Raw genomic sequence first — 17,173 nt, 5'->3', positions numbered from 1 at the left:
AAAAAGATCTGAAGCACAAAGAAAACCCTTGCAAAAACGGAGCTGTCCACAAATGCAACACCGTATCGTATGAGGTTTTGACTGGGGCCTTGAAATGAGGCTCTGCTATGGTACACACAAGGAAGGTGCCGCAGTCAAACTCCTGATGGATCAATGACTTGCGATTTACAATTTTGAAGCTGAGAATCCAGGTTCCCCAGCCAACTTCCAGCAAGCTGTTCATTTCAAATTGTGTCGATCCAAATCAGATCGGCTGATTTCGGCTATTCGTCCGACTGCCCCCCAAACAGGACCCGGAAGCTTTGCACGTCGTAGCATATTCCCCGGCAATCACAGACTATTGCGGATTACCGGAACATTCGGAATTTCTCGAAAACCTCGAGCAAAAACACAGCCGAAAAGCCGACTTCTGGAGCCTGATCAAGGATTGAGCCGACAGAGGGACTACTCGCTCATTTGTCTGGCGTAAAAGACCCTCAAAGCAACTCAATCTTCGTTGTCGCCAGGAGGCCGTTGAGTTTAGTCAATGTCTGCTCTTCGGCGGCAAGCAAATCGATGTCTTTCAGGTGACAGAGCTCAAATAACCCCTTTGCACCGACTTTATCCGAAGTCAGCAGCAACAGGGTCTTGTCCGCCTGACGCATAGCCGCCTGGACCCGCTTGACTTCGAAAAGGTCGTTGTCCGAGAGACGCCCCCCCTCGTCCATTCCACTGATCGCAACCACAGCAATGTCAAACCGGAACTGGTTGGTGAATTCATCATCGTAGGGACCGATGATGGCTCCATCCTCGAGACGGACAATACCCGCCGGAATGGCGACTGTCATGTCGCTGCGGTCCAGAAACCGGCTCGCCACGCGAATGCTGTAGGTCATGACCTTCAGGTTATTTCGCGAAAGAAGTGCGAGGGCTATGGCTTCTGACGTGGTTCCGCTGTCGAGAAAAATCGAAGCTCCATCCTGAATATATTTGGCGACCCGCGCCGCCAGAGCTGTCTTTTCCTGTGTTGCGCTTTGCTGACGCCGGGAGTATTCGCCTTCGGCGATTGGCTGAACCAGAGCGAGGCCACCATGCGTTCGCTTGATGTGCGGCAAGGCCTCAAGCGCCTGAAAATCGCGGCGAATGGTCTGTTCGGACACGTCCAAAGCGTTCGCCGTCTCGGAAAGACTCACATAGCCCTTCTCGGTGATCAGGTTCAGCAGTACTTCCCTGCGCTGCTGCTTTTTGCCCATAGAAATCATGCCGATCCGATCGTGATTGCCACCTGTTAGCCAGTTTACAGGTGCTTTTCAATCTGCCGCAGACGAATGTAACAACCCGATTTTGGAAGAAAAATCAAAAATGTTAAAATTCGGACTTTTTTTGGAAGAAAATTTACATAAACTGAGGCCGGGAGCAGCGTGTCGAAAAGCGCGCCCTAGGGGAACTATGGAGGATAATATGAAAGCATCAGTTTTTTCCGGCCTGATGGCCGCGCTTCTTCCGGCGACAGTCTATGCCGGTGATATCACCGTCTACACTGCCTATGAGGAAGATGAAGCAGCTGCCTTCCTCGAACTCGCGAAAACCGCAATGCCTGACATAAATGTCAATATGCTGCGCCTTTCAACCGGCGATCTGGCTGCACGTATCATCGCCGAGAAAGCAAACCCTCAGCACGATGTGATATGGGGGTTTGCCGCGTCCACCATCGTTAACCCCGAAATTGCAGATACACTTGAAGCATATGCGCCCGCCGGTCTGGAGAAAATTCCGACAAGTTTCCGCGACGGCGACAACAAGTGGTTCGCGGTTACCGGCTACATGGCCGTCCTTTGCGTCAATACGGAACGTGCCGCCAAGTTGGGCCTGGATGTTCCGACCTCTTGGGCGGATCTGACAGATCCGAAATTCAAGGGCGAGGTCGTGATGCCAAACCCGGCATCTTCAGGAACCGGTTACATTCAGGTCAGCTCCCTTTTGCAGATGAAGGGCGAGGACGCGGGCTGGACCTTCCTGGATCAGCTTCACGGCAATATCGCGCAATACATCAAGTCCGGGTCCAAACCCTGCAATGCGGCAGCGTCCGGTGAGTACACGGTCGGCGCTTCCTTTGACATGCGAGCCATCAAGAACATCGACGAAGGTTTCCCGATGATGATGGTGGTTCCGGCCGAAGGAGCCGGCAACGAACTCGAGGCCAATGCCCTGGTCGCTTCATCGAAGAACAAGGACGATGCCCGTCGGTTCCTTGACTGGACACTCACCCCGGAGGCCGTGAACGCCTACTATGACTGGAAGGCGATCGTCACGCTGCCTGGCGGCTCGTTGCCCCAGAAATTCAAGGATGCGGGGCTGCCGGAAGACACCAACTCCGTCCTTCATCCGACCGACTTCGCCGCAGCGGGGGCCGATCGCGACCGGATCATCGCCGAGTGGCAACGCCGTTACGAGAACTGATCCCCTTCCCCTTGTCCTGGGCGTGGTACATCCGCGCCCGGATGCTCTTCATGAAGATGCCTGATTGCCAGCGGCCGGAGACGCGCCGGTATGGGGAGTTCCGATGGCCTTGCAAATTGAAAACCTGTCGAAGTCCTTTGGCAGCGTCAAGGCGCTGTGCGACCTGACTCTGACCATCCCGGAAGCGAGTTTCACCTGCTTTCTCGGCCCGTCTGGCTGTGGGAAAACCACCTTTCTGCGTGTGATTGCCGGCCTTGAAACCGCTGAGGAAGGAACGATCCGCCTTGCCGGAAAAGATATGTCAAAGACACCTCCGTCGGACCGGAATTTCGGGATGGTGTTCCAGTCCTACTCGCTCTTTCCCAACATGACCGCACTGGAGAATGTGCTTTTCGGTCTGGAGTGCCGTCACTGGCCGAAGGGCGATCGGAAGAAACGCGCTCTGGAAATGCTGGACATCGTTCAACTCGCGGACCAGGCAGAAAAGCTTCCCGCGCAGATGTCAGGCGGGCAGCAGCAGCGGGTCGCCGTCGCACGTGCGCTGGCACCGAGGCCGTCTGTTTTGCTGCTGGATGAACCGCTCTCCGCACTCGACGCAAATGTGCGCTCCGAACTGCGGACCGAGTTCCGCAACATCCAGAAAGAGTTGGCCATCACGACAATCATGGTGACCCATGACCAGAGTGAAGCGCTTGAGATGTCAGACCAAATCGTTGTCCTCAATTGTGGCCGCATCGAACAATCGGGAAGCCCGGTCGAAATCTATGCGCACCCGCGTAACCGGTTCGTTGCAGGCTTCATTGGCAGCTTCAATGTGCTTGAAGTCTCGCGTGATGGCTCGGGCGAGATACGTTTCGGCTCGCAGCAGTTGACGGCAAACGCTCAGGCGGATGCCGCTATCGACAGCGGTGTTGTCGGATTGCGTCCCGAGGCCATCAAGGTTTCGAGCGAACCACTCGGTCTCGAAAATGCACTATTCGGTACAGTGACCAAGGTGCGTTACCTCGGTAACCTGCAGATTCTTTCGGTTCAGCCGGAATGTGCGCCCGATCAGGTTCTTGATGTCGAGCTGCATGGCGCGTCCGTTCTAAGCCGTCCAAGCGAGCGGGTCTGTCTTAATTTTGCGTCCACTGCCCTGCATGAGTTGAGCCGATGACCGATCAAACCGTATCGATGTCGTCCCGGTTGCGGCAGTTCCGTTTGTCTGACAAGTCCTTCGCGACTGCAGTATCCGTCGGCATCTTGGTGTTGATGGTTATCTTCCTCGTCATTCCCGCCGTCAGTATCCTCTTGCGTAGCTTTGTTGGAGATAGCGGCTGGGGTCTGGAAAACTACACGGAGACACTGAACTCGGGGCGCATCCGTGAGCTGGTCGGCAACAGCCTGACCGTTTCGGCCATCACGGCGGCTCTCGCAGTCAGCCTTGCCTACGTGTATGCCTATTCCATCCAGCGAACCAACGTAGTCTTCAAGAGTTTCCTTCGGATTGTGGTGATGACACCACTGTTTGCGCCCTCTCTTGTACAGGCTCAGGGACTGATCTTCCTGTTTGGCCGCAACGGAGCTTTCAACAGGTTCTTCGGTTTTGATTTTGATCTTTATGGCTTCTGGGGCATCGTGCTTGCGAATACGCTCTACACCTTTCCCTACGCATTTCTGATCCTTTCCGCAGCGCTGGCAGCCGCTGACGCGCGCCTCTATGAAGGCGCTGTGGTCATGGGCGCGAAACCCATGCGGATTTTCCAAGCCATCACGTTGCCGTCGACACGCTACGGCATCGCTGCCGCCTGTTTCGTCAGCTTCTCGCTTTCGATTACCGACTTCGGGAATGCCATTGTCATAGGTGGCGATTTCAACGTGCTGGCGACCGAAATCTACAACAAGGTCATCGGACAGGGAAAATTTGGCCTTGGTGCAGTGATTGGTGTGTTGTTGCTGGCGCCCGCAGTCATATCAAAACTGTTGGAGCGACGCATTGCGCGCGGACAGCATGCACTGATTACCGACGGGTCAAAGCCACTTGTCATCGGCATCAACCGCTCACGTGATCTGGCCTACGGCATCTACGCCTATGTTGTCGCCGGGATGTTTCTGGCGGTTCCACTCATTGTTCTTCTGGCGAGCTTCGTACGCCTTTGGCCATACAATCTCTCCTTCACGCTCAAGCACTACTCATTCGATGTCCAAAATGGGGCTCAACCCTTGTGGAACTCCATCGTCGTTGCACTGGCAACAGCCCTCTTCGGGGTCGTGCTGGTTACGATCGCCGCCATAGTCGTTCAGAAATTCAGGACGCCGCTGCGTGGGCCGATTTCGTTCCTCGCCATCCTGCCGACCTCCATTCCCGGAATGGTACTCGGACTTGGTTATGTGTTGGCCTTCAACAATCCGGCCAATCCACTCAACATGCTCTATGGCACCTTTCCTCTGATTGTGCTGCTCTACATCTATTATAATCACGCACAGGGGTTCCTCATCACGACGACCTCGCTCAAGCAGATCAGCAGCACGTTCGACGAAGCATCAACAATGCTCGGCGGCAGCCAGCTGCGCACGCTCTTCAAGGTAACGTTGCCGATCCTCTGGCCAACGCTTGTCGGGGTTGCCGTCTTCTTCTTCATGCGGGCGATGGTGTCTTTGTCGGCGGTCATATTCCTGATCACGCCACAGACACAGGTAGCCGCTGTATCCGTTCTGCAACTGTCCGACCGGGGCGCGAACAATCAGGCAGCAGCCTTTTCGGTCTGCATCATGCTGATCGTACTCGCCATGCTGCTTTTGGCACGCAGTGTCCTCTGGCTTGCGGGCGCAAAAAACATCACTCTAATCAGGTAGGCACCATGCAGGCGAAGGCCATCAAGGGGGTCCTTTTCGACAAGGACGGAACCCTGTTGCACTACGAGGAAACCTGGGCCGGCATCAACCGCCTTGCAGCGGAACGTGCGGCGGCCGGTAATCACGAACTGGCAGCTCATTTGCTCGCGGTCGCGGGCGTAGACCCGGAAACAGGCAAGACACGTTCCGGCAGCGCGCTGGCCGCAGGAAACAGCGATGAGATCGCCGAGCTATGGGCCCAAAACGGAGCGCTACAGTCCAAGTCTCAACTCGTGGCGGAGCTTGATGCGATATTCAGCAGCTCCATGCTTTCTGCATCGGCCATCCTCGGGGCGAAAGACCTGCTCCGCTCATTGAAGGAAAATGGTTTGTCACTTGGGGTCGCCAGCAGCGACAGTGAGGCTGCAATCCGAAAATTCCTGCAGGCGACGGGATTGGCCCCTTACATAGACTTTGTCACGGGGTATGATTCCGGCAATGGCCACAAGCCGTCACCTGGGATGCTGCTTGCCTTCTGCGCTGCTTGTGGCCTCGAGCCAGAGGATGTCCTCGTCGTTGGAGACAATCCGCAGGACATCATCATGGCACGTCAGGGGCGCGCCGGGCTTGCCGTTGGTGTCCTGACAGGCACCGGGACACATGCCGAACTCGTCGCCATGGCCGATGCGGTCCTGCCGGACATCCTTGGAATTCCGCAACTGATTTCGTTCCAACAGAAGGTTCACCTATAGCAGGACCCTCGAGAACCGAAGCTGGCGCTTGCCTGCTTCCATGAAGTCCTTGGGCCAGAAATAGTACTGACCTTGCGCAACATCTTGCTGTCGAGAAATTTCTGCCAAGCTGTCCTAGCCTCTAAGGCCTGCAACAACAAATTCTGATCTTTTCCTACTGAGAGCTGACCGTCCATCCAGCTTTTCGGATGCACGGTGGCGATTGCTTCGAGTGAGGCCTTGAAATGAGGCTCTGCTATGGAGCGCATAGAAAAGTGTTGCGACCAAACCTCTGACAGATCAATGGCTTACAATAGATTGCTTTGAAGCTGATAATCAAGGTTCCCCAGCAAAACCTCTCGTTTTTCAGTCTACGCACCGCGCTCCGTCAAACTAACGCTGCGTGTTCGTGCAACCATTCTGCAGGCCATTGTTGCAATGCGCCTTGAGGCGGATGGTGTCCGCTTCGGTCCAGCCTGCCGGGTTTGTTGCCTGAACCCATGGGGCGACATAGTCCTGCGCATAATAGGCATGGCCATGCCCGGCCGGAGAGCCGAAAGCGAGCGCCATGTCGAGCAGCAGCTGGAACTGGGTCACGATGGGCATGAAGATGAAATCGTCGGACATGTCTTCTGCGGGCGGATCCAGCATCCATTGAGGCGCACGCCACAGCGAAGCCGGATCATAGAAGACAATCGGATCGCTTGAATACTGCAGGAACACAATCCTCATGTCGCCCCAGGGCGCACCAGTCGAGGCGTCCGACGTGTGCGAGGCGTAGCGCACCAGCGATCCGTCGCCAATCGTCGGCAGGACAAAGGGACTGCCGGGTTTGCGCTGCCTTTGAACATAGTTCCAGAGCGTTGAGGGAAAGGGTGGTCCGGCCCAGAAGGCCCCGTCAATCGGATCATCAAGCAAGCGGAACAGGTTCGTGGCATGCATGGATGACCACGCCCCGAGGCTCAGGCCGTGAACATAAAGACGCGGACGCTTGTCCCTCGGCAGGGTCTTCCAATAGCCGTAGACTACATCCTGCAGGGCCGTTGCCTGTTCAAGACCCGTTTGGGTTTCCAGCACCAGAGCCAGCGGCGACTGCAAGTAGGAATATTGGGCTGATACGGTCGCTATGTCGCCATTGTGCATGTACTCGACCGGATCATGCGCGCCAGGGTCCATCCAACCGGTTCCGGTCGGGCTGACAACAAGCAAGACCTTGCGCTCAAACGCTCCCAGTCGCTTCAACTCGGCCAGCGCCAGTTCCGCACGCTCTCGTGCTGTTTCCCCATTGGCCCTGCCGACATAAACCCGGATCGGGTCTAGCGCCGGCTTGCCGCTGAAGGCCGATATTGCCTTGGCATCCGGTCCGGACATGATGAAATCTCGGCCCGGCGTGCCAATCCCGCCCCAGTCGATCAGCGAGGCAGCACTGCCTGTCTTGTTCGGGTCCGTCGGTCTCGGCGGTGCCTTGTCGAACAGGGCCTGCGCCTTTTCGTAGCTTTGATCGAGGCCGGTGACGACCCGATCAAATATCCCGTCCCGGCTGACGACAAAAAGCACAAGCACCACGGCGATGACGCCGAGGACATTGGCTCTTCGTGGCGGCATCATTCGGTAGAACCAGGCGCGCACCAGACGGAAAAACGACGCAACAAGACGGCCAAGACCATAGGCAATCGCAAATGTCGCGGTGGCAACCACAACAATGCGCGCAAGATGCAGGGCACTTGCCGGTTCCATGCCCATCTTGAGCCGCAGATCGTTCTGCCAACCCAGGCTAAACCACAGGACCCAAAGGAAAAACACAGCCACGATGGCCGTGACCACCCATGTTGCAGCAGATGCGACACGACCCGTCAGGCGCGGCATGTCCAAGGCAAGCCAAAGCAGCCACAAGATCTGGCCGATAAGATAACCGAGCGCAGTCACAAGCCCACCGAGCACTCCCTGCTCTGTCGGACCACGCGGGATGAGGGACGGTGTCAGGGACGCCGCGAAAAACAACACGCCCAGCAGGAAGAACGGAACCGAAAAATCTCCGACAAGCCGACCCAAACTGCGTCTAGTCATGTTGCTATCCCTGAAATCAAAAAATCCAATGTCCGGTCGCGTCCGGCCGTTTCCACCTTGTCCGGAGTCAATCGCCCGATGCAAAGCGCAACTTTTGGTGCGCAAAAATCCGTAAATGCTCAACCGACTATTGTCGAGACTTCAATGGTTTGACAAGACCACATGATGTCTTCATCGTCCGCCAAACATAATCAGCCTTTGCCGGTCATTTTTTGGAAATCTCAGATGCCATTTTCCGCTGCCAAACAGTTTCGGATCATCCTGATCGGCGTTGCACTTGCCCTTTCACCGGGAAGCACCCTTGCTCAGGACAAACCGGCACCGGAGGTGAAGAAGCGCGAAATTTCCTTTGTGACGTCGCGCAACAAGACCGGATCTTCCGATCCGGCAAAGTCATATGGCGACGAGCGAAGCAATATCTCCGCAGGCTGGTGCAGCGTTCGGGAACTCGACCTTAGCATATTCAACCCACTAACCGATGCAGCGCCGTCCTTCATACGCGAGGAACTCTTGAGCCTGGATGAGGTACAAGAAACTGCCTTGGACACCGTGTTGACGGACCTTGGGACTGCGGTCGGAGACGGCGCGCCGACGCTCTACATTCACGGCTACAACATCAGCTTCGAAAAAGGCTGCCGACGCGCAATTCTTCTGAAGGAAAATGCGAGCCTGCACAGTGGTTTCCTTTGGTTCAGCTGGCCCTCGGACGGCGTTCTGACCAACTACACCCGCGATGAGGCTGATCTTTACTGGAGTGTCCCCGACATCGCCGACACCATTCTTGAGCTGGATGAGCGCTTTGGCGCGGACAAGGTGAATCTGGTGGCGCATAGTCTCGGCGCACGCGGACTGGCGCTTGCGCTCTACGAGATCGCCTACAGAAAGCCCGACGCCCGTTTCAGGAACGTTGTCCTTTTGGCTCCGGACATGGACTTCGGTGTATTCCAGCGGCTCTTGCCCCGCATCCGCCCGCTCGCGGACAATCTGACGATATATGCGACAAGCGGGGACATCCCCCTCGCCCTATCGGCGCAGCTGCATGGATACCCACGCCTTGGCGAGACCGGGAGCGACTTTGCCGCCCTTGAAGGTGTCGAGATCATCGACTTGAGCGAGCTGCCCAATGACAGCCCGACCGGGCACCTCAACCACCTCTATAGTCCTCAGGTTGGCGCAGACCTGAACCTGCTCCTGAACGAGAACAAGACAGCGGCGAACCGTAACAATCTGCGCAAGAACGGCGAAAACACCTGGATCCTGGCACCCAGATAGGCGGGTGAAAAACCAGAGTATTTCCAGGCGAAGTGGATACCGGTTCGCCGTCAGGAAATGCGCCAAATCAAATATTTAGAGCACGTCGAGTGATTCAGTGAATGCGAGACGGGCTCTAGGACCATTGATCGTGTGCTGCTCCGGCCACCCGCTGCATTCTCAGCTTCATGTCTTCAATGCCTCCCGCCAGTTGAGTAACGAAGGCATCCGCCGCCAGGGACCGGGTGGCATAGGCCGGTGTCATGATGGAGACAGAGTTGCTGACCCTCGGCAGAAAGCGGCGGATCACCAGATTGGGGTTGGCCTGTCCCTGCAACAGGTAGCTATAGGCCGTGATCATGTCGCAGACCATGTAGCAGACGCCCGCTGCCACGAACTGCAAACCGGGCAGAAAGGTTCGCAATTCCAGTCGCTTGACGAACCGACATCCTTCTGACCGAAAGGCTTCTTCCGTCTGCACGGCAGTTGGATGATCTTCGAACAGGACGGCCATCGGCTTGCCATTGAGATCGGACGGCGTAATGACCTTTGCCGAGGCAAGTGTGTCGCTTGCCGGAACAATACAGACGCAATCAAGATCGTAGTCCGTCTGGTTTATGGAAGCGCGGGGCTGAGGCGTTTCAGCAAAACCGACATCATATTGCTGGGACGCGATCAGGTCCTCGATCAGGTCGGACGAGCGCATGATCAGGGCCACTTCCAGATCGTCTTTTCCCTGCAGAAAGTCGGTCAGAAGCGTGGGCAGAAAAAAACCGGAAGCAGCGGGGTGACAGGCAATTTTAAGCTTGCCGGCTTCAAGCGTCCTGATCCGGGTCAGCGTCCGTTGCGTCTGCTCAAGACGCCCCAGGATTTCTTCGCATTCCTCCAGAAAGTACCGGGCTTCAGGTGTCGAGGTCAGCTTTCCATGCTCACGCACAAACAGCGTAAGACCCAGCTCGTCCTCCAGCGTCGAAATCATTGTGCTGACCGCTGGCTGTGTCCGACCAACAGTCCGCGCAGCCTGGGATATTGATCCGCTGCGCATGACTTCTCGAAACGTCACCATCTGTCGGATTGAAAGGTTCATGCCAAGCCATAAATTCGGTTTATGAAGTTAGAGATATTTTGAAATTGAATTTATGAAGCTTGTCTAGTGAAATCTCACCATGCGGCACCTTCGGGGGCTGCGGGGGAGAATTCATGGACACATTTTCGAAATATCTGCTAACGGCGCTGATCGGCATCGTGGCCCTCGGCCAGTTCGTGCAGGTTATCACGCGCTACGTTCTTCAGGTCCCGGTGATGGGCCTTGAAGAAACGATGCTTTACCCGACCCTGTGGCTCTACATCCTCGGCGCGGTGAATGCCTCGCGTGAAAACACGCATATTCGAGCAAACGTCCTTGAAATCTTCATCCACTCTGAGCGAGGGCACACCATCCTTGCCATCGTCGGCGAAATCATCAGCCTGATTGTAGGCCTCTGGCTGCTGTCCTGGGCCTGGGATTACACCCGCTATGCATGGCGCGTGTGGAAGGAGAGCCCGACCCTCTACATTCCGACGTTTTATTCGGACATTGCTCTCGTCATCGGTTTGGCCCTGATGATGGTCTACACCGTCTGGCATCTCTTCGGACACATTCGCACCTTGTCTCGGGGAGAAGCACAATGATCGAGATCGCGCTTCTTGCCATCGCCGTACTGGTGATTACCCTGACACTCGGCGTGCCGCTGCCCTACTGTTTCGGTGCATCCCTCATGGTGATGTATTTCATCGGCGGCGTGACCATGAAGGGCATGGTGCTCTGGGGCTTTCAGCAGCTTGGCAACCCGGTTCTTCTGGCCATTCCGCTCTTTGTTCTGGCCGGAACCATTATGTCGGAAAGCGGTATTGCCGCTTCGCTGCTTCGGTTTGTGAACGCCTTCATCGGCCATGTTCGCGGCGGACTTGGTGTTGTTGCTGCCGTTTCCTGCGCGGTCATCGGCGCGATCTCCGTATCGGGGCTCACAGGGATTGCGGCGATCGGACCACTGCTCATACCCGAGATGGAAAAACGCGGCTATCCACGCGAATACGCGACGGCACTGATCGCAAACTCGTCCATTCTCGGCCTGCTTATTCCGCCGTCGGTGACCATGATCGTCTATGGCTGGGTTACGGACACTTCCATTTTGGCCTGCTTCCTGGCAACGCTGGGCCCCGGCCTCCTGATCATGTTCAACTTTTCGGTCGTGAACCTCTGGATGAGCCGGAAGTTCGACCTGAAGCTGGATGAGAAACCAACCCTCAGCGAACTGACGGGCGAAGTCACCAAACGGGGCATCAACGCGTTCCCGGCGCTGCTTATGCCGGTCATGATCCTCGGCGGCATCTACGGGGGCATCATGACCCCGACGGAGGCCGCAGCCCTGGCCGTCATCTACTCCGTGCCGGTCGGCTTTCTGATCTACAAGGGCCTGCGGTGGGACAATTTCCTTGCCGCAGGAAAGGAAGCAGCCACCGCCGTCGGCGCGATCATGATCATGATCCTGTTTTCCATGATCCTTGGCCAGATGTTCGTCTATGAAAGCATTCCGCAAAAGCTGGTGAGCTCGATCTTCCAGATCACCGAGAACAAGGTGTTGCTTCTGATCCTGATCAACATCCTGCTGTTTCTGGTCGGTATGGTGGTGAATGACGTGACCGCCATCATCCTCATCGCACCGCTGCTTCTACCCCTGATGAACGCAATTGGCGTTGATCCGATCCAGTTCGCGGCGATCATGGGCGTCAACACGGCCATGGGAGGCGTCACCCCGCCCTATGCCTCGATCCTCTATCTCGGCGCGCGCATCGGCAAGGTGAAGGTCACCAAGGTCATTCCGCCCGCAATGGTGCTCATCATTACAGGTTACGTTCCGGTCGTCTTCCTGACGTCCTTCTGGTCCGACCTGTCCCTCTTCTTGCCGAAGCTCTTCGGCTACTGACCCACGAAATCTGATCTGACGGAGGAGACTACCCATGAAACGCTTACTTCTTGGAACGGCAGCTGCCGCCCTGATAGCCATGTCTGGTATTGCCAGTGCGGCAGACCTGAAAATGAGCCATGTGCGTCCACAGGACGCGACAATCGACGTTGAATTGCGCGCCTTTGCAAAGCAGGTTGGCGAAGCAACCGGCGGCGATGTAAACATCGAGATCTTCCCGGCTTCGGCCCTCGGTGATTACACGACGGTGCAGGAACGCATCAGCGTCGGCGCCATCGACATGGCAACCCAGCCGGCAGCAACCGCTGCGGATCGCCGTATGCAGATCAGCTCGTTCCCCTATCTTGCAAACAACTGGGCGGACGCCCGCAAGATATACGGTCCTGAAGGTGCCGTGCGAAACGTGATGGCGGAACTGTATGCCAAGCAGGACATCACCATGCTGGCCGCCTATCCCGTCTATTTCGGCGGCATTTCACTCAACACAGATCCGGTGAACCCCGGCGACCCGTCCACATCCAACGGCATCAAGGTCCGTGTTCCGGGCATCAAGAGCTTCCAGCTGACCGGCGAGGCCCTTGGATACATCCCCTCGCCCATTCCGTTCTCCGAAGCCTTTACCGCGATCCAGACAGGAGTGGTCGACGGCGTGATCGGTTCGGGTGCGGAAGGCTACTACGCGTCCTTCCGCGATGTGACCAAGGCCTACATTCCGGCCAACACTCACTTTGAAGTCTGGTACATGATCATCTCCAACGAGTCTCTTGCGAGCCTTGATGCCGATGATCAGGAAGCACTGAAGACGGCGGCAGCCGATTTCGAAGCACAGCGCTGGACGGTTGCAGAAGCCGATCAGGGCAAATGGGAACAGCGCCTTGCGACGGAACTTGACACCAACGTCGTGAAGCTGACGGATGACCAACTGGCGGCCATGTCTGCCAAGGTACGCGAAACCGTTTGGCCGGTGGTTCTGGAAGATGTTGGCGCTGAATGGGGCCAGGGTATTCTGGACCAGATCGGCAAGTAAGATACTCCCCAAGCGGGGCGGTGGCACTCACCGCCCTGCCCCCTTTGAGGCCCGGAGAAGAACTGGATGGAAGCTGACTATGCCATTGTCGGCGGAGGCGTCGTCGGCCTGTCCGTGGCCTGGGGACTCTTGAAACGCGGAAAACGCGTGCTCGTCCTCGACGGCGGCGACGGTTCCTTTCGTGCAAGCCGGGGCAATTTCGGCCTCGTCTGGGTCCAGTCCAAAGGCATGAAACAACCAAGATATGCCCGCTGGTCGCAGCAATCAGCAGCCATCTGGGCCGAGTTTGCAGCAGAGCTTGGTCACAACACCGGACGGGCCATCCCGCTGGAACAAAATGGCGGTTATGATCTTCACTTTTCCGAAGAGACGCTGGAAGCAACGGTCCGCGACTACGAGACCCTGAAACACCGTCTGGATGGCGACTATCCCTATGAGGTCCTTGGCCACAACGCTTTGCGCAAGGAAGAGCCGCATATCGGCCCCAAGGTTGTCGGCGCAATCCTGCATCATCAGGACGGCCATGCAAATCCGCTGAGGCTGCTGCAGGCCCTTGCCGATGATGTGCGGCGACTGGGCGGCACCGTACTAACCGGAAAGACGGTAACAGCGATCAACAAATCCGATCTTTTCCGAATAGCCTGTGACGATGGAACGAGTGTCGAGGCGGCAAAGGTCATCCTGTCGGCAGGCCTTGGTGCAGCCCAACTCGGACCGCAACTCGGTTTCAAGGCACCGATCCGCCCACAACGCGGTCAGGTTCTCATTACCGAAAAACTGCCCAAGATGATCAACCGCCCGTCCCTGATTGCCCGTCAGGTTGATGAAGGCGGCATCCAGATTGGCGCAACGAATGAAGAAGTGGGCCTGGATGACCGTGTCACACAACCCGGACTGTCCGGGCTCGCAGCCGAGGCGATTGCCGCCTTTCCGGCGCTTGCCAGGGCGCAGCTGGTTCGCAGTTGGGGTGCCTTGCGCGTTCTGACGCCGGACGGCCTGCCGATCTATCAGGAAAGCAAGACAATACCGGGCGCCTTTCTCGTCACCTGCCACAGCGGCATAACGCTGGCCGCAGCCCATGCCCGCCTCCTGCCCGACTGGCTGGAAAAGACCGACAAAGCTCCCGATCTGGAGGTTTTCAGTGAAAATCGTTTCGCCGTTTCCTGACGCCAACTTTAGCGAACACGTGGCTGTTTCCTTCGATGGGCAAACCCACTTCCTGCCAAAAGGCACCAATCTGGCCGCCGCGCTTCTGTCAGCCGGGATCACCGTCTTTCGGAACACTCCCGTCTCCGGCGCCGCCCGTGCGCCCTATTGCATGATGGGCGCCTGTTTCGAGTGCCTCGTCGAAATCGACGGCGTAGTGCGTCAGGCCTGCATGATGGAAGTTTCGGAAGGTCTGGACATCCAACACCCACAGGGAAGGAACAGCGACGATGCGGACCTTTGATCTTGCGGTCATTGGGGCTGGACCTGCAGGGATGGCCGCCGCCGTTACCGCCGCAAAACATGGGCTCACAGTTGCCCTTCTGGATGAACAGCAACGGCCCGGCGGCCAGATTTACAGAGATGTCGACAAGGCTTCACCAGAGCGGACAGAAGTCCTCGGACGCGACTACACCCACGGCCGGAGCCTGACCACCGCCCTGCGAAGCGCATCCGTGGATCACATTCAAGGCGCTGTCGTCTGGGCCATTGAGGACGGATTCCGGATTTCCTTCACCAGAGACGGCGCCGCCAGCCAGATCGGAGCGGAAAAGATCCTGCTGGCAACAGGCGCGCTGGAGCGCCCGATGCCGATCCCCGGCTGGACCCTTCCCGGCGTCATGACTGCAGGTGCAGGTCAGATCCTTCTCAAGCAATCCGGCATGATCCCGGAAAAGGCGGTTCTGGTCGGCAGCGGGCCGCTTCTCTATCTGCTTGCCGCGCAAATGGTCAGGGTCGGAGTACCCCCACTGGCACTGGTGGAAACCCAGTCATGGTCCGACTTTAAGACCGCCTCCCGAAATCTGTTTGGAGCGCTGCGGGGCTGGAGGTATCTGTCAAAGGGACTGGGTCTGCATTCCGAAATCCTGAAGGCGCGCATTCCGCGCTACACCGGGGCAACGGATATCGCCATTGAAGGGACCACGAATGCCGAGGCCGTCGCTTTCACGGCCCAAGGCAAACGCATAACGCTCCCTTGCGAGACTGCCCTGCTTCACCACGGTGTTGTGCCAAATACACAGGCAGCCCGCTCGCTCGGAGCGCGACATCTGTGGGACGCCCGCCAGCATTGCTTTTCACCAGAGCTGGATGGCTGGGGAGCTTCCTCCGTCCAAAATCTTTTCATCGCCGGAGACAGCGCCGGGATTGGCGGGGCCAAGGCGGCTGAAATCGCTGGCCAACTTGCCGCTCTCAAGATCGCTGCGGAATGCGGAAAACTGGCACAGGACGAGCTGGAACGGACCGCCGCCCCCTTGAAACGAGCGCGCGAGAGCGAACTTGCCGCCCGCCCCTTCATTGACACTGCTTATCCGCCTTACCGCCCGTCCCTTCTACCCGCCGATGAGACAATCATCTGCCGCTGCGAGGAAGTGACGGCCGGAGAAATCCGCCGATATGCAACACTCGGCTGCCTTGGTCCCAACCAGACGAAGGCCTTCGGGCGCCCCGGCATGGGCCCGTGTCAGGGCCGCTACTGCGGTCTCACCGTCACCGCACTTTTGGCCGATGCCAATGGCACGACCCCGGACGAAACCGGCCACTACCGCATCCGCCCGCCCCTCAAACCGGTCACCTTGGGCGAGCTCGCTGCGATGGGAACACAGTCCGATAAAGTCGCGAAGTAAAATGATGCGGCGTCCAAATGACTAATTCCGCCGTTGCTACGATAAGTAATGGCTGATTTCGAAATTTCCGCTCAAAAAAGTGCCAATTTCCATTACCGCAAAGCGGCCTAAATCAATAAGTAAAGCTTCCTTTAGACATCAATTTTAGGAATTCGTAAAAACCTCCCGAAAACGAGACATATACCCCCGGACCAACCGCAAATATTTTCGTATCGGGTGAAAAACTCGTATCAAAATAGAAATACACCCCCATTCCATCGTCCGAGAACGGAATGTTCATGGGGTTTTCGGTTCCAATTTGCCCCCAACTCCTGAGTTTCAGGGTTACATCAACCACATCTACCCACATCGGCGAACCATCTTCCACTCTTGGCGGTAGACCGTAAACCTCGACACCAGGAACTAGCGCTGCACCATAGTTGCGTAAGAATGCTCTATATTCATCAGGAAGCCGAACACCTAGACGCATCTCCGCATCGGAAATAACATGTTCCGTGACGCCACCTGATATTAACTCGTCTTTCAGGAGATCAAGCACTGCCGCTACTCATAATCTGCTGCAATCCGAAGCAACTTGTATAAATCACCCCATGATACTCCCTCTTCGGCGGAAGCTTCAAATAGCGTATTTCGCCCTTCGAAAGCTTCAAGCCAAGCTTTCATCGCACCCACATATTCAACCGTGCATTTATTCTCGTTAGGAAAACCTGGGTCCCCCAATAGTTCACCTAGGGCTTTACAGAACTCCTTGCTAGATTTAATTTCTCTATATTCATCTTCTAAATTCAAAACGGAATTCCACCATTTAAATCAGACGGTTCAAATGTAACAATTAATAGAACGAATAGCATATAACTTACGTAAAGATACGTTCGCATCCTTCTATGCTTTCAATCGCATTGGAACTTCCTAGGAATATTCTTTTTTGACAATCCCATGACCAGTCTATCGGCCTTTGAGATGGAGCGTGCCATTTCATGCCGCCAACAAACAGAGGTGGCTCGGTTTGTTTGGACAGGATGGAGCGTTTTATAAGTGGCTTTCTGC

At 56.4% G+C, this 17,173-nt stretch carries 18 protein-coding genes; 11 read left to right on the top strand and 7 right to left on the bottom strand.

The window, feature by feature from the left end:
- The coding region (locus F0155_RS23705) for a hypothetical protein (protein WP_204934589.1) at nt 1-223 on the bottom strand (223 nt) is incomplete at its 3' end.
- Nucleotides 224-476: 253 nt separating this feature from the next.
- Complete coding sequence (locus tag F0155_RS22130) at nt 477-1,232, bottom strand: DeoR/GlpR family DNA-binding transcription regulator (RefSeq protein ID WP_161599882.1); 756 nt, start codon at nt 1,230-1,232, stop codon at nt 477-479.
- Between the two features lie 208 nt (nt 1,233-1,440).
- On the opposite strand from F0155_RS22130, the gene F0155_RS22125 reads away from it, so the two are divergent.
- The 4 genes from F0155_RS22125 (at nt 1,441) to F0155_RS22110 (ending at nt 6,005) form a co-directional block, all read left to right on the top strand.
- On the top strand, nt 1,441-2,439 hold the full coding sequence (locus tag F0155_RS22125; RefSeq protein ID WP_150526746.1) for an ABC transporter substrate-binding protein: 999 nt from the start codon (nt 1,441-1,443) through the stop codon (nt 2,437-2,439).
- Between the two features lie 103 nt (nt 2,440-2,542).
- Nucleotides 2,543-3,595 (top strand): ABC transporter ATP-binding protein, encoded by a 1,053-nt coding sequence (locus tag F0155_RS22120; protein WP_150526745.1) that lies wholly within the window; start codon nt 2,543-2,545, stop codon nt 3,593-3,595.
- Nucleotides 3,592-5,274, top strand: a complete 1,683-nt coding sequence (locus F0155_RS22115; RefSeq protein WP_150526744.1) for an ABC transporter permease subunit — start codon at nt 3,592-3,594, stop codon at nt 5,272-5,274. Before F0155_RS22120 ends, F0155_RS22115 begins: the two co-directional genes overlap by 4 nt.
- 5 nt (nt 5,275-5,279) lie before the next feature.
- Entirely contained in the window at nt 5,280-6,005 is a 726-nt protein-coding gene (locus tag F0155_RS22110) for an HAD family hydrolase (protein WP_150526743.1), read from the top strand.
- A 372-nt stretch (nt 6,006-6,377) separates the two neighbouring features.
- On the opposite strand, the gene F0155_RS22105 is transcribed toward F0155_RS22110, so the two are convergent.
- Complete coding sequence (locus tag F0155_RS22105; RefSeq protein ID WP_150526742.1) at nt 6,378-8,051, bottom strand: alpha/beta hydrolase; 1,674 nt, start codon at nt 8,049-8,051, stop codon at nt 6,378-6,380.
- Nucleotides 8,052-8,276: 225 nt separating this feature from the next.
- Here F0155_RS22105 and F0155_RS22100 point away from each other — a divergent pair, with 225 nt between their 5' ends.
- Nucleotides 8,277-9,323 (top strand): alpha/beta hydrolase, encoded by a 1,047-nt coding sequence (locus tag F0155_RS22100; protein ID WP_150526741.1) that lies wholly within the window; start codon nt 8,277-8,279, stop codon nt 9,321-9,323.
- Nucleotides 9,324-9,438: 115 nt separating this feature from the next.
- Here the strand turns inward: F0155_RS22100 and F0155_RS22095 are convergent, their stop codons facing one another.
- Nucleotides 9,439-10,368, bottom strand: a complete 930-nt coding sequence (locus F0155_RS22095) for a LysR family transcriptional regulator (protein ID WP_280177016.1) — start codon at nt 10,366-10,368, stop codon at nt 9,439-9,441.
- A 134-nt stretch (nt 10,369-10,502) separates the two neighbouring features.
- On the opposite strand from F0155_RS22095, the gene F0155_RS22090 reads away from it, so the two are divergent.
- The 6 genes from F0155_RS22090 to F0155_RS22065 all read left to right on the top strand — a co-directional run bounded on the left by F0155_RS22090 (nt 10,503) and on the right by F0155_RS22065 (nt 16,126).
- Nucleotides 10,503-10,973, top strand: a complete 471-nt coding sequence (locus F0155_RS22090) for a TRAP transporter small permease (protein ID WP_150526739.1) — start codon at nt 10,503-10,505, stop codon at nt 10,971-10,973.
- Nucleotides 10,970-12,268 carry a TRAP transporter large permease gene (locus F0155_RS22085; RefSeq protein WP_150526738.1) on the top strand — a complete coding sequence of 433 codons (1,299 nt, stop codon included), beginning with the start codon at nt 10,970-10,972 and terminating at the stop codon, nt 12,266-12,268. The genes F0155_RS22090 and F0155_RS22085 overlap by 4 nt, the downstream gene beginning before the upstream one ends.
- Before the next feature lie 34 nt (nt 12,269-12,302).
- Entirely contained in the window at nt 12,303-13,295 is a 993-nt protein-coding gene (gene dctP / locus F0155_RS22080) for a TRAP transporter substrate-binding protein DctP (protein WP_150526737.1), read from the top strand.
- 66 nt (nt 13,296-13,361) lie between these two features.
- Nucleotides 13,362-14,462 (top strand): NAD(P)/FAD-dependent oxidoreductase, encoded by a 1,101-nt coding sequence (locus tag F0155_RS22075; RefSeq protein ID WP_150526736.1) that lies wholly within the window; start codon nt 13,362-13,364, stop codon nt 14,460-14,462.
- A complete protein-coding gene (locus tag F0155_RS22070) occupies nt 14,437-14,745 on the top strand; it encodes a (2Fe-2S)-binding protein (protein WP_244303569.1) in 309 nt (102 codons plus the stop codon). The genes F0155_RS22075 and F0155_RS22070 overlap by 26 nt, the downstream gene beginning before the upstream one ends.
- Nucleotides 14,732-16,126 carry an FAD/NAD(P)-dependent oxidoreductase gene (locus F0155_RS22065; protein ID WP_150526734.1) on the top strand — a complete coding sequence of 465 codons (1,395 nt, stop codon included), beginning with the start codon at nt 14,732-14,734 and terminating at the stop codon, nt 16,124-16,126. The genes F0155_RS22070 and F0155_RS22065 overlap by 14 nt, the downstream gene beginning before the upstream one ends.
- 112 nt (nt 16,127-16,238) lie before the next feature.
- Here F0155_RS22065 and F0155_RS22060 read toward each other — a convergent pair whose 3' ends face one another.
- The 3 genes from F0155_RS22060 to F0155_RS23700 form a co-directional block, all read right to left on the bottom strand.
- Nucleotides 16,239-16,664: an SMI1/KNR4 family protein gene (locus F0155_RS22060; RefSeq protein WP_161599881.1), complete on the bottom strand. Its 426-nt coding sequence runs from the start codon at nt 16,662-16,664 to the stop codon at nt 16,239-16,241.
- Nucleotides 16,665-16,669: 5 nt separating this feature from the next.
- Nucleotides 16,670-16,915: a hypothetical protein gene (locus F0155_RS22055; protein ID WP_150526733.1), complete on the bottom strand. Its 246-nt coding sequence runs from the start codon at nt 16,913-16,915 to the stop codon at nt 16,670-16,672.
- 67 nt (nt 16,916-16,982) lie between these two features.
- On the bottom strand, nt 16,983-17,173 hold a 191-nt coding region (locus tag F0155_RS23700), incomplete at its 5' end, for a hypothetical protein (protein ID WP_204934587.1).

The sequence above is a fragment of the Roseibium sediminis genome, assembly GCF_008711325.1.
GTDB lineage: Bacteria > Pseudomonadota > Alphaproteobacteria > Rhizobiales > Stappiaceae > Roseibium > Roseibium sediminis.
The sequence above is the reverse complement of the archived record's forward strand: the minus strand, read 5'-3'. Positions and strand labels throughout refer to the sequence as shown.

Excerpts from the sequence above, each read along its gene's own strand:
- F0155_RS22095 (WP_280177016.1), bottom strand. The coding sequence starts at position 10,368 with ATGGTGACGTTTCGAGAAGTCATGCGCAGCGGATCAATATCCCAGGCT.
- F0155_RS22110 (WP_150526743.1), top strand. The coding sequence starts at position 5,280 with ATGCAGGCGAAGGCCATCAAGGGGGTCCTTTTCGACAAGGACGGAACC.
- F0155_RS22105 (WP_150526742.1), bottom strand. The coding sequence starts at position 8,051 with ATGACTAGACGCAGTTTGGGTCGGCTTGTCGGAGATTTTTCGGTTCCG.
- F0155_RS22125 (WP_150526746.1), top strand. The coding sequence starts at position 1,441 with ATGAAAGCATCAGTTTTTTCCGGCCTGATGGCCGCGCTTCTTCCGGCG.
- F0155_RS22065 (WP_150526734.1), top strand. The coding sequence starts at position 14,732 with ATGCGGACCTTTGATCTTGCGGTCATTGGGGCTGGACCTGCAGGGATG.
- F0155_RS22075 (WP_150526736.1), top strand. The coding sequence starts at position 13,362 with ATGGAAGCTGACTATGCCATTGTCGGCGGAGGCGTCGTCGGCCTGTCC.
- F0155_RS22120 (WP_150526745.1), top strand. The coding sequence starts at position 2,543 with ATGGCCTTGCAAATTGAAAACCTGTCGAAGTCCTTTGGCAGCGTCAAG.
- F0155_RS22085 (WP_150526738.1), top strand. The coding sequence starts at position 10,970 with ATGATCGAGATCGCGCTTCTTGCCATCGCCGTACTGGTGATTACCCTG.
- F0155_RS22090 (WP_150526739.1), top strand. The coding sequence starts at position 10,503 with ATGGACACATTTTCGAAATATCTGCTAACGGCGCTGATCGGCATCGTG.
- F0155_RS22115 (WP_150526744.1), top strand. The coding sequence starts at position 3,592 with ATGACCGATCAAACCGTATCGATGTCGTCCCGGTTGCGGCAGTTCCGT.
- dctP (WP_150526737.1), top strand. The coding sequence starts at position 12,303 with ATGAAACGCTTACTTCTTGGAACGGCAGCTGCCGCCCTGATAGCCATG.
- F0155_RS22100 (WP_150526741.1), top strand. The coding sequence starts at position 8,277 with ATGCCATTTTCCGCTGCCAAACAGTTTCGGATCATCCTGATCGGCGTT.
- F0155_RS22130 (WP_161599882.1), bottom strand. The coding sequence starts at position 1,232 with ATGGGCAAAAAGCAGCAGCGCAGGGAAGTACTGCTGAACCTGATCACC.